The sequence below is a fragment of the Limnospira sp. genome, from assembly GCF_051859755.1.
Lineage (GTDB): Bacteria > Cyanobacteriota > Cyanobacteriia > Cyanobacteriales > Microcoleaceae > Limnospira > Limnospira fusiformis.
In genome coordinates this window covers 26,148-38,395 of record NZ_JBIMLI010000029.1, presented here as the reverse complement: position 1 = coordinate 38,395, position 12,248 = coordinate 26,148, and the positions used below count along the sequence as shown (strand labels likewise).

The following is a 12,248-nucleotide window of genomic DNA, read 5'->3' as shown; positions in this document are numbered from 1 at the left end:
TGACTGGTGGGAGGTTTCTTGACTGCTGGGGTAGAAACCCGACAATAATTATTAATTATTAATTATTAATTATTAATTGTGGGGGGCGGGTTCGACTGTCAATTATTGGCTGAGAAACCCGGTTTCTTGGAGAAACCGGGTTTCTTGACTGGTGGGAGGTTTCTTGACTGGTGGGAGGTTTCTTGACTGGTGGGAGGTTTCTTGACTGGTGGGAGGTTTCTTGACTGCTGGGGTAGAAACCCGACAATAATTATTAATTATTAATTATTAATTATTAATTATTAATTGTGGGTTAATTTTCTAGGGTGTGACCATAGAGGTCATAAATATCAGCATCGGTGATTTTCACGGAAACTAAGGACCCTAAACGCGCGTTTCCTTCTACATATACTAAACCATCGACTTCTGGCGCAAACCTGGGCGATCGCCCTATAAACTCGCCTGTAGAGGGGTTTTCTTGTTCAACTAAAACATCCACTACCTCACCAATACACTGGCGGTTACGCTTGAGAGAAATTGGCTGTTGTACCTGCATTAGTGCATCCCGTCGCGCGTCCATTACCGCCTGGGATACGGTGTTGGGAAGAGTATAAGCGGGGGTTCCTTCTTCGGGGGAGAAGGTGAAGACACCAACATGATCAAATTCGTGGCGTTTCACAAATTTGAGGAGGTGTTCAAAATGGCTGTTAGTTTCTCCCGGAAAACCGACAATAAAAGTAGTCCTAATTACAGCATTAGGCATAGCAGTTTTAATATTCTCAATAATCTGGTCATTAACCTGACCCTGCCATGGACGGTTCATGGCGCGGAGAATTTCCGGGTGGGAATGTTGGAGGGGTAGGTCTAGGTAGGGGAGAAAATTGGGGGTTTCGGCGATCGCATCAATCACTTTAGGGGTTAGTCCGGTGGGGTAAGCATAGTGCATTCTCACCCAGGGTACATCAACTTTACCCAAAGCGCGGATCAGGTCTGCGAGTTTCGGTTCACCATAAATGTCGGTTCCGTAGTTAGTGGTAATTTGGGAGATTAACACTAATTCCTGGACCCCCTGATCTGCCAATTGTTTGGCTTCCGTAACGATTGATTCTATGGTACGCGATCGCTGATTTCCTCGCAAGTGGGGGATAATACAAAAGGCGCAGCGATAGTTACACCCTTCGGCTATCCGTAGATAAGCCACCCCTTCTGTGGTGGTGCGATAACGGGGGACTGTATGATCAGCAATATAGGTGGGGTCGGCAGAAATTTCCGAGACGCGATCGCCTTTTTCTACCCGATTAATTACATTAACAATTTTATGATAATCTCCGGTTCCTACTACTGCTACAGCTTCGGGAAGTTCGTCAAGTAATTGTTCCTGGAAGTGTTGCACCATACACCCAGTAATCACTACTTTTTTATGGGCTTCGGCGAGTTCAACTATGGTATTGACGGACTCCTCTCTGGCTGATTCAATAAAACTACAGGTATTCACTACCACATAATCAGCCGCCTCTTCGTTGGAGTCTACTTGATATCCGGCTTCGGCTAATAAACCGATCATGTGTTCGGTGTCGATGCGATTTTTTTCGCAACCTAAATGGGAAAATGCGATCGTTGGCTTGGTTGCCATAGTTGGTAAAAGTTTGGATGCACAAACTCGGAACAGTACAAGTATACTATTATAGCTGTTAACCTGAAAATTGGCAATGGTATCAGTCAACCAATAACTACTTTTCTGTAGTTCCGGTTTCCGAAATTTTGGGTAAGTGTGAGGGCGCTTTTTATTCTAAGGGTTCAAAATCTGCCTGAGAGGTTCACGGCTGGGGCTATTTTTGGGGTTGTTCATACCCTCAAAATAGGTGACTTGAGTTGGATAAGCAAACTCAATATCCCTGGCTTCAAAGGCGGATTTTAGTTCATAGTTAATCCGCTGTTGAATATCCATATACATGGCATAATCACTGCTGAGAACGTGGTAAACAATCTCAAAGTCTAGGCTAAAGTCTCCGAAACTTGAGAAGTGCGCCCGGTCAAATAGGGTGTTTTCTATGGATTCGATAATCTCTCGAATGAGGGCAGGAATTTGTTGTAGTTTCTCCTGGGGGGTTTCATAGATGACACCAATTTTAAACAGTATCCGCCGCCTTTCCATGCGTTTATAGTTATGAATACGAGAGGCGGTGAGGTTGGTATTAGGAACTACTACTTGTTCGCCAGTTATGCTTTTAATGCGGGTGGTTTTAATTCCCACATAATCGACGCTTCCAGCCATGTCCCCAACTACGATAAAATCGCCGATTTCAAAAGGGCGATCGAACAGGATGGAGAAATAACTAAATAGGTCTTGTAGGACTCCCTGGGAGGCTAAAGCAATGGCTACACCCCCAATTCCTAAACCCGCTACCACGGCGGAAATATTGAAGCCGAGGTTATCTAGCACAAAGATAATTCCTAATCCCCAGGCGGCGGTGCGAATGGCTGGCAATAGGGCATTTAGGGCGCGGTCTACGGTTTCGATTTCTCGACGATTTAACCAGTATAACCGCATAGCATATTCAGCGAGGGATACCACCAGCCTCACACCTAAAAAGGTGGAGAAAATTAAGGCGATCGCATTAATTAAATTACCGAGAATTGGGTGCAATGATAAGTTAGTGATTGCCACATAAAATATAGCCACATAAGCCAGGGGGATTAGGGCTCTATCCCCAATTTTCACCAAGGCATCATCTAACCGACTATTCGTTTTAACCGCCCAGAGTTTTAACCGCCTCAAAATCATTTGTTCGATGACTCTGATGGCTAAAATACCCAACACAATAATCACAAAAGCGATTAAATAATCAGATAGGGTATTGGTCAATAATTCTTCTTGTAAAATCTCTAAAATATCCATCGTCAATTTTTCAACTGTTAACTGTCAATAGATCCCAAAATACTGGGGACTTGTTCTGGTGTAACGTGATCATACCAGACTTGCTCCGGTAAAACCAAAACCATCGGCCCATTACCACAGGACCCCAGACAGCCGCTAGGAGTAATGACCCCGACGGAAAAATTGGCAGCCTGAAAAGCCTGTAAAACCTTGGCTGCGCCTTGTTTACGACAGGTCCGATTATGACATATTATGATTTGGATAGAGTTAGATACAGACATTAGATCGAAAAAAAGTCCTGATAGTTTAAAATTGGGTAGCAGAAAGGGTTGAATCTGCACGAGTGTTAAAGTGTTGAGGCAAAAATCACAGCAACCACAGCAAATTTACTATCAACCGGGGTTTCTTGGTTTAATGGCTTGTGCCATGTATTTTAACCTGTGTACGTTATCATCACCCGCACTCGCCCAGATTAGACCAGATGGAACCCTACCTCAAAATAGTATAGTCACTCTTAGAGTTTATTGGATTACCAGAGCATGCCACAAAGGGAACAAAGTATCTGGGGCGGCGCTCAAGGCTGCCAGGAATGCCACATCCAGAAAGCTGGCTGAGACTTTGTTTAAGGCTCTGTGGGATATGCAATAATCCTACTTACAAAGATTGTTGGCTAAAGGCCCGGCTGATTGATTGTTCAGGCGGGGCTTTTTCTTGTTCAAAGTTTTAAGATAGGATAGAAAAAATTCCCCATGTAAAGTTTTAATAAGTTGATCTCATGAGTGTAATTATTCCCCTAGACCAAATTTCCCGTAAGTTAGACAGCGATAATACCCGCGATCGGATGTTAGCTTTAGCTTCCTTGCGCGAGGTATCCCCAGAGCAAGCTGTTCCCCTAATTAAGAAGGTTCTCTTTGATAAAAGCCTACAAATTCGGTCAATGGCTGTTTTCGCCCTAGGGATTAAACAAACTGACGAATGTTATCCGATTCTGGTAAAATTATTAGAAACTGACCCCGACTATGGCATTCGCGCCGATGCTGCCGGGGCTTTGGGGTATTTGGGGGACTCTAGGGCTGTTGAACCCCTCATGCGGGCTTTTTATGAGGATACCGACTGGCTAGTGCGTTTTAGTGCTGCTGTCTCTCTCGGCAATTTGAAAGATATCCGCGCCCGTGACGTTTTGATGTCTGCCCTTGATAGTGATATGGTGATTTTGCAACAGGCGGCGATCGCTGCTTTGGGTGAAATTCGCGACCTCGAGGCCATAGACCATATCCTCAAGTTTGCTCAGTCTGATGATTGGTTAATTCGCCAGCGTCTCGCCGAGGCTCTGGGAAATTTACCTAGCCCTAAGAGCTTATCCGCCCTTAAATACTTGGCTAAAGACAGCCATCATCAAGTCGCTGAAGCCGCTATGATTTCCCTAGACCGCCTCGCCGAGTCATTATAACCCCTCGCAACTGGGTTTCTTTCACCCTGAAACCCAGTTTCTTTATTGTCGCTATGTTGAATAAAAAATCAAGCGAGAAGCCATATCACCCCCACGAGAATATGATAAGCGATCGCACTTGATTTGTCAACCGGTGCGGCCGGTGCCGTCGCGTTTTTTCGACGTTGAATAAAAAATCAAGCAAGAAGCCATGTTAGCCTCACGAGAATATGATAAGCGATCGCACTTGATTTGTCAACCGGTGCGGCCGGTGTCGCCGCGTTTTTTCGACGTTGAATAAAAAATCAAATAGAGGATATCCGCCAAAATCTGATCCTGTCAACCCCTCAGCTAAAGGCATGGTGGCTGATTAAATCTGAACCGTGGTATTCTGTTATGATTAACCCCTACTAAGCCAGAGCAAACCGTCCCCGGCTGAGGGAAACCTAATCATGAAAGAGTTTCTGAAATATACCCTAGCCAGTGTAGTTGGCAATTTACTGGGACTGTTCCTAGTGATCACATTTGGCATGGGGGGAATCGCGTTTTTAGTAGTAGTTAGTGCTTCGAGGGGTACACAAACCACCCTCAGAGATAAATCAGTATTGGTGCTAGACCTGTCTGTGGGTATAGCGGACACGGCACCGCAGCCAACACCATCGATCGCCATAGGACAGACCCTGAGAGACGATCGGTCTAGGTTCTTGCCATTGCGGGTAGTGCTAGAAACGATTGAGCGGGCGAGTAAGGATGATAAAATCGTGGGGCTGTACCTGGAAGGCGGTAGTGGTACAACTCCCACAGGGTTTGGGAATTTAAAGGAAGTCCGTCGGGCTTTGGAAGGGTTTAAAGAGAGCGGTAAAACTATTATTGCTTATGATACTGACTGGACCGAGCGTGAATATTACCTAGGTTCAGTAGCGGATGAAATCATTATCCACCCCATGGGGACCGTCGAGATGAGCGGGTTTAGTTCTCAAACCGTGTTTTTAGCGGGAGCGTTGGAACGGTTTGGGATTGGGGTACAGGTGACGCGAGTTGGTCAATATAAGTCTGCTGTTGAACCTTTTTTGCGCCAAGAGATGAGCCCAGAAAATAGACAGCAAATGCAGCAGTTATTGGGAGATTTGTGGGGTGAGTTTACGGGGGCGATCGCATCTAGTCGCAGTCTGACTACAGCACAGTTGCAGCAAATTGTGAATCAGGATGGATTTTTAATGGCTGCAGATGCGAAGGATCGCGAAATGGTTGATCAGATCGCCCATAGAGATGAGGTGGCGGCTCAACTGCGTGAATTGACCGGAGAAAAGGAAGAGGGAAGACAACCTTTTCGACGGGTGGGGATACAGGAATATTCCAGAACTCCTGAAGTTAAGGGAAGTTGGGCTGGTAATCCCAACAGTCGCAATATCATTGCTGTAGTCTATGCTGATGGTGAAATTGTCGATGGTCGTGGCGGGATTGGTCAAGTAGGCGGCGATCGCTTTAGCGAAGAGTTACGCAGGTTACGGGATAATGATCGGGTCAAAGGAATTGTCCTGCGGGTGAATAGTCCCGGTGGTAGCGCTACCGCTTCTGAGGTAATCGCACGGGAAGTACAATTGACCAGAGAGGAAAAACCGATTATAGTTTCTATGGGCAATGCCGCCGCTTCCGGTGGTTATTGGATTGCTATGGGTAGCGATCGCATTTTGGCTGAACCCACGACAGTCACTGGTTCAATTGGTGTATTTGGACTGCTGTTCAATGCTCAGGATATTGCTAACCAGAATGGAATTACCTGGGATGGTGTGAAAACCGGACCCTTTGCTGATCTTAATTCTATCTCCCGTCCCAAAACAGACCAGGAACTAGAGAAAGTTCAGCAGATGGTTGATCTGATTTATCAGCGGTTTGTCTCTTCCGTCGCGCAATTGAGAGATTTACCACAAGAGGAGGTTTTGGAAATGTCTCAGGGTCGGGTTTGGTCGGGGGTACAAGCTGAAGCCTTGGGGTTGGTTGATCAGTTGGGGGGTTTACAAGATGCGATCGCTGCTGTAGCCGAAAAAGCCGAACTTGGTGATGATTGGAAACTCGCCGAATATCCCAGAATTCCTAGTTTTGAGGAACGTTTGCTAGAAAGCCTGCGAACCGAAGCCACTCCAGCAGACCCTTTGACTAGGGAACTGCTCAAAGTCTATCATGAGTTCTCCGTGCTTAGGCATCTCAATGATCCTAGGGGAATATATACCAGGTTACCGTTTAACTTGCAGATTGATTAGATCCAAAGCACTGAGCCACAATATGCTCACCAAATCTTAAATTTTTCTAAAAAAGTAATAATACCTATTCCCAAATGATCAGTTAGGGTGCTAGACTGTAGTCAATGGAGAATTAAGTATCGGTTGTAGTATTTTTGTTTCAAGTATCAACGAGTTTTTCACGTTTTATGCTGGCAAGTTTCTCTCCGAGAACCTCACTCCCTACGAAACTCTGGTTTTGGAGATAATTTATGTCGATTTACGTTGGTAACCTGTCCTATGAGGTTACAGAAGAAGATCTAACTGCTGTATTCGCAGAGTATGGAGCAGTTAAGCGGGTTAAACTACCTACAGACCGTGAAACCGGACGGATGCGTGGTTTTGGCTTCGTGGAAATGGACACAGAAGCTGAGGAACAGTCAGCCATTGATGCTCTTGATGGTGCTGAGTGGTGCGGTCGTGATCTGAGAGTCAATAAAGCCAAGCCTCGCGAAAATAGCGGCTCTTTTGGTGGCGGTCGTCGTGGTGGTGGCGGTTACTCTCGTCGGTCCTAGGATTCCCACTTTTCTATCAGTCTTACAGCTTATTTAGCAATTTCGCGTTTCAGCTTAATAATTGTTAATGGTTGTGGCTGAATTACTAAACTAAGTTAATTAAAACCCCTCATTGTTGTAGGGGTCTTTTTTTGTGTCCCTAGACCCGTCAATAGCCATGAGAATATGAAAAAATATACATCTCAGACCCGATTGTGGCTTTTCCTCAGCATGAGTTTAGCCACCCTATACGGTATTTTATCACTAAAACAAGCCTTTGCGGAACCCAATTTAGTCCATAATGACGCAAGACAGCACATTTTTTGGATGTTGCGGTTTATTGACCCCGACCTGTTTCCCAATGATTTAATAGCCGATTATTTTCAATCTGTAGCTCCCCGGGGATATACTCTAGTGTATAAACTGGGTATCATCTTAGGAATAAACCCCTTTGACTTCGCGAAAATTCTTCCGCCAATTTTAGGATTATTTGTTACTTATTATTTTTTCAGGTTATGTCTGGAAATTTTGCCAATTCCAGTCACCGGATTTATAGGCTGTTTAATCATCAATCAAGCCTTATGGTTAAAGGACGATTTAGCATCAGGAACACCCAGAGCATTTATTAACCCGCTTTTTATCGCATTTTTATACTATCTAGTGAAACATTCTCGGCTGGGGGTTTGTGTCACAGTAGCAGCTATTGGCTTATTTTATCCTCAATATGTTTTCATTGCTGCTATCATGCTGATATTGAGAGTTATTCATTGGGAAAATGGCAGATTTCAGCCAAGCAAAAATCACCTAAATTATCAAATTTTAGCAGGGGGTTTATTGGTGGCTTTGATAGTATTACTTCCATATATTATCACCTCCTCAGAATTTGGTCCGACCATTACTCGCGCGCAAGCTATGAATTCTCCCGAATTTTTCGAGGGGGGAAGAAGTAGGTTTTTTCACGATAATTTTATGGATATTTGGTTCACGGGAAGACGTAGCGGAATGTTTCACAGTTCCTTATTTACCCCCGCGACTCAATGTGTGGCTTTACTACTGCCATTTTTACTAATATTTCGGAGACAGTTTCCCCTCTGGAAATATATTACACCACAGGTTTGGGTATTATTGCAATTGTTAATATCATCGGTTTTGATGTTTTTTGCATCCCATGCACTTTTGTTTAAGCTACACCTTCTAGGTCGATATACAGAGTTAAGTTTTCGGATTATTATTGCGGTTTTAACGGCTATATCTCTGAGTTTAATATTGGATACACTTCTGAGAGTTTTTAGGAATAACCATAGCTATAGGGTTTATCGATGGTTGGCGGTAACTCTCATTACGGTAATAGTGGCAATACTCCTATTATATCCAGCTTTCGTGCCTTATTTTCCATTGGTTAGATATGAGAAAGGTAGAATGACAGAAGTTTATGATTTCTGCCAACAGCAAGGGAAAGATATTGTGATAGCTTCTCTGTCAGCAGAGGCGGATCAACTGCCAACTTTTGCTCAAAGAACTGTTTTGATGGCGCGAGAATATGCTATCCCTTATCACTTGGGTTATTATCATCAAATTTTGGCGAGAACTTTGGACATGATTAATGCTCACTATACGGATGATTTGCCGAAACTTCAGAATTTTATTAGTCAATATAATGTGGATTTTTGGCTGATTGATCCGGCGGCTTTCACGCCTGAATATATTAAAAATAATCATTGGATGTTGATTTTTCCTGAAGGTCAAAAAGCATTGGATTTGCTGGAGCAAAATTCAGCGATCGCTTTATATGAACAGGTTAATATATGTACGGTTTTTGAGCAGCCTAATTGGTGGATTGTTGATGCAAAATGTATTTTAAATAACCCAGAGTGAGGAGTTAATATTTTTGGCGTTTTGGCGAGGCTTGAGATAAAGAAAGGCAGGATGATAGCCTGCCTTTTGGGGTGAGTGATATTTACTCAGAACCCAAATCTTGAGTAATTTGCTCGCAGTTAAAGTTCTCTAAACTTTCGGGTGGTATCTCCCATTGAGTGGACGCATTTTGACGCATGATAGATACGAGATTATCAGCTTGTTCTGTAGTCAAAAAACCCTCTTGTCTGGCTGTTTCTGCGGTGATACATATACCTAAGAAAACCCCTGCTGCGGCACCACCAACACCGCCGATCGCTGTACCTCCGACAAAGCCAATACCACCACTAAATAAGGCAGTAGCAACGGCAATTAAGACGACATGAATAGTTTTCATGATCGGTCCTCACTAACAATCATCAAAATTTAGCAATATTCCCACCAAATATCAATCAATATTATATGGACATCGAGACGATGATGGATCAAAGTTGAGTAAATGAGCAGGAGAGGATCTATAATTCTTGGGTAAGATAGCGCTAGACCTGTTGTAGACTGCAATAGGGAAACCGGGAGTGGGAATGAGTGTTGAACAGTTGTTGAAGTTGGCACAGGATAATTTAAGCAAGGGAAACCAAGATCGGGCTTTTGCTATTTGTCGGGAAATTATCAGCCAACAGCCTAATTGTGCCATTGCTTACCAACTGCTAGGCAATATTCATGAAGATTATGGCCAATTAATGGCGGCTATGTCGGCTTATACAAAAGCCTTTGAACTTGCACCTAACCAAGCCATTAGCTATGCTTACCTAGCCCAAATATATCGTAATATGGGCTGGTTTGATGAAGCTATTTCATTTTACCAACAGGCGATCGACCTATCTCCTAATTGGGCAGATTTACACTATCATTTAGGGTCGGCTTTACATTGGCAGGGTAATATTGAAGGGGCTATTGGCTGTTACGAAAAGGCGATCGCCTTAAACCCTAAGCTAGGTCAGGCTTATTTGGATATGGGGCTGCGGTTAAATGAACGGGGTGACATTGACACAGCAATTAAAGTTCTACAACAAGGCGGAATTAACTGCCCTAATTTTAAGGAAATTTTCAACACCCTGGGATATTTGCAATTACAGCAAAATCAGATAGATGAGGCGATCGCCATCTTTCAAGAAGCCCTAAATATTGACCCGACAGAGCCATTGGTATATAATAACTTGGGGTGGGCTTGGACTTACCAAGGAAAGCTGAGTGAAGCGATCGCCGCCTACCAGAAGGCAATTAGCCTGAAACCCGATTTAGCTATTGCTTACAGTAACTTGGGTAAGTTGTGGCAGCAAAAAAATAACCACAGACAAGCGATAAGTTATTTCCAGAAAGCGATCGCCATAGAACCGGATAATATCATGTTCTATAGCGATTGTGGTAGTTCTTGCTTAATCATAGGTTGGCTATCTCAAGCCATGGCTTGTTTTCAGAAAGCGATCGCCATTGACCCGAAATTTGTGCAGGGTTATATCCAACGCTTTAATCAGGACGTTATCCTAGAAGTAGGTTCAGATGAACTACTACAGGCACAAATAGCCTGCGCCCAGTTTTTGGAAGCTCTGCAAAAATCCGATTTGGAATTGGGGAACTCTGAGAACTCCCAGGAGTCTGATCATAATGTAACTGAGGTGCCGGATGCGGTTTATAACTACCTAGAAGCCACCTACCTTCATTTGGGTAATACCCTAAATCAATATGGGGAGTGGGATGCAGCAATTAGGTATTATCAACGAGCATTAAGGATTAAACCTCAGAAAATACAAACTTACCTGGATTTAGCATCCTGTCTAGCTAAACAGGGAAGGTTGCAGGCGGCAATAACAGTTTGCCATACTGCCGGGGTGATTGAATACTCCCCAGAAGTCTATTGGCTTTTGGGGAGTTTACTTGAGGCGCAGGGACGGTGGGAATTGGCGATCGCTTATTATTCAAAGGTTTTAGAAAACCAGGAAACAGCAGAGAATTTGACTACTGTTTCGCAGGAGTGGCGGGATACCGGAACTATATCAACCGGAGAAATTCCCCGACCACAACAGCCACCCCAAGGAGTTTATCAGAAAACCCAGGCATGGCTACAGGCGAATAATATAGACACCAGCCACTATATCCCGATTCCAACGGTAGCACAACAGCCTCCCTCAGCAGAGTTAGATAATGTAGGGGGCAGAGAGTGCGGCGGTTTAGATTGTAGCCCTTGTCGAGAGCGAATTTTTGCGGGATTTGAGGTGAGCAATTTAGGTTATGGTATTCAGAGGCGAGTGGCAGATGCGAAGATTGTAGAGGTCCCCTTTGAAACGTTTGTGGCAAGTATTCCCCAGGGACGATGTTGGATTGTTCCCCAAGAAAATCACTGGAAAGTCTGTCGGGCGATCGCTACCATAACACCGGATAATCAACTGTTAGCCGACCTATCACGGGAATATCCCGCCCCCCTTCCGGGTTGTATTAACTATAATCCCGAAAAACATTGGATTTTTCGCCAAACTAAACTTTGTCCCCCCCAATATATTGATGGGACGGTGGCGGTATTATCAGGACTTTCGGGACATATCTATTTTCACTGGATGGTTGATATACTGCCACGGTGGGAATTAATGCGACGGGTGGGGGTAGACTTTAATCAGATAGATGGGTTTGTGGTCAATAGTGCTAGGCTAGGGTTTCAGCGGGAAACTTTGCGGCGCTTGGGTATTGCGGAATCGAAAATTATCGAAAGCGATCGCTACCCCCATATTCAGGCGCGACAGTTGCTAGTCCCCTCGTTTGCTTCTCCGACGGGATGGTTGCAACCTTGGGGGCTGGACTTCCTGCGAAGAACTTTTCTCCCCCTGGCGAAGGGTGATGCTCATGATTACCCTAATCGTATCTATGTGAGTCGCGCCCAGGCTAGACATCGACGGGTTTTGAATGAAGAACAGGTGATGGCGCAGCTGAGTCGGTTGGGGTTTGTGCGGGTGCTACCAGAGAAACTATCATTTTCTCAGCAGGTGGCTTTATTCTCACGGGCGGAAATAGTTATAGGTCCCCATGGGAGTGGTTTAACCAATTTGGTTTTCTGTCAGCCAGGAGTGAGAGTGGTTGAGTTGATGTCCCCCCATTATGACCGCCATTACTATTGGGTGATATCTCAGGCTTTGGGATTGGAACATTATTCCCTGACGGGAGATGGGTTTTCCTGTTACCCTTTGCGATCGCTAATGTACCAAAATCCCTTAACTGAGGATATCTGGGTAAATCTGACCGGGTTGGAGAAGATTTTAGAGAAGTTGGAAATTAGATAAAAAAAA

Annotated in this window: 10 protein-coding genes; 6 read left to right on the top strand and 4 right to left on the bottom strand. The window is 44.4% G+C overall.

Annotation, left to right across the window (positions count from 1 at the left end; translation table 11 throughout):
- Positions 1–292: 292 nt before the first annotated feature.
- The 3 genes from rimO to ACTIE0_RS07630 form a co-directional block, all read right to left on the bottom strand.
- Entirely contained in the window at positions 293–1,612 is a 1,320-nt protein-coding gene (gene rimO / locus ACTIE0_RS07640; protein ID WP_006670935.1) for a 30S ribosomal protein S12 methylthiotransferase RimO, read from the bottom strand.
- A 156-nt stretch (positions 1,613–1,768) separates the two neighbouring features.
- On the bottom strand, positions 1,769–2,878 hold the full coding sequence (locus ACTIE0_RS07635) for a mechanosensitive ion channel family protein (RefSeq protein ID WP_006623954.1): 1,110 nt from the start codon (positions 2,876–2,878) through the stop codon (positions 1,769–1,771).
- Between the two features lie 17 nt (positions 2,879–2,895).
- Complete coding sequence (locus ACTIE0_RS07630) at positions 2,896–3,138, bottom strand: (2Fe-2S) ferredoxin domain-containing protein (RefSeq protein WP_035760086.1); 243 nt, start codon at positions 3,136–3,138, stop codon at positions 2,896–2,898.
- A 70-nt stretch (positions 3,139–3,208) separates the two neighbouring features.
- On the opposite strand from ACTIE0_RS07630, the gene ACTIE0_RS07625 reads away from it, so the two are divergent.
- The 5 genes from ACTIE0_RS07625 (at position 3,209) to ACTIE0_RS07605 (ending at position 8,934) form a co-directional block, all read left to right on the top strand.
- Positions 3,209–3,505 carry a hypothetical protein gene (locus tag ACTIE0_RS07625; RefSeq protein ID WP_006623952.1) on the top strand — a complete coding sequence of 99 codons (297 nt, stop codon included), beginning with the start codon at positions 3,209–3,211 and terminating at the stop codon, positions 3,503–3,505.
- A 127-nt stretch (positions 3,506–3,632) separates the two neighbouring features.
- A complete protein-coding gene (locus ACTIE0_RS07620) occupies positions 3,633–4,307 on the top strand; it encodes a HEAT repeat domain-containing protein (protein ID WP_006623951.1) in 675 nt (224 codons plus the stop codon).
- Positions 4,308–4,738: 431 nt separating this feature from the next.
- Positions 4,739–6,547, top strand: coding sequence for a signal peptide peptidase SppA (gene sppA, locus ACTIE0_RS07615; RefSeq protein ID WP_006623950.1), 1,809 nt, complete (start codon positions 4,739–4,741; stop codon positions 6,545–6,547).
- A 230-nt stretch (positions 6,548–6,777) separates the two neighbouring features.
- Complete coding sequence (gene rbp, locus ACTIE0_RS07610; protein ID WP_006623949.1) at positions 6,778–7,080, top strand: RNA-binding regulator; 303 nt, start codon at positions 6,778–6,780, stop codon at positions 7,078–7,080.
- 165 nt (positions 7,081–7,245) lie between these two features.
- Positions 7,246–8,934 (top strand): hypothetical protein, encoded by a 1,689-nt coding sequence (locus ACTIE0_RS07605; RefSeq protein ID WP_006670873.1) that lies wholly within the window; start codon positions 7,246–7,248, stop codon positions 8,932–8,934.
- An 82-nt stretch (positions 8,935–9,016) separates the two neighbouring features.
- Here the strand turns inward: ACTIE0_RS07605 and ACTIE0_RS07600 are convergent, their stop codons facing one another.
- Positions 9,017–9,310, bottom strand: coding sequence for a hypothetical protein (locus tag ACTIE0_RS07600; protein WP_006623945.1), 294 nt, complete (start codon positions 9,308–9,310; stop codon positions 9,017–9,019).
- Between the two features lie 184 nt (positions 9,311–9,494).
- On the opposite strand from ACTIE0_RS07600, the gene ACTIE0_RS07595 reads away from it, so the two are divergent.
- A complete protein-coding gene (locus ACTIE0_RS07595) occupies positions 9,495–12,242 on the top strand; it encodes a tetratricopeptide repeat protein (RefSeq protein ID WP_006670874.1) in 2,748 nt (915 codons plus the stop codon).
- The last annotated feature ends 6 nt before the right edge of the window (positions 12,243–12,248 follow it).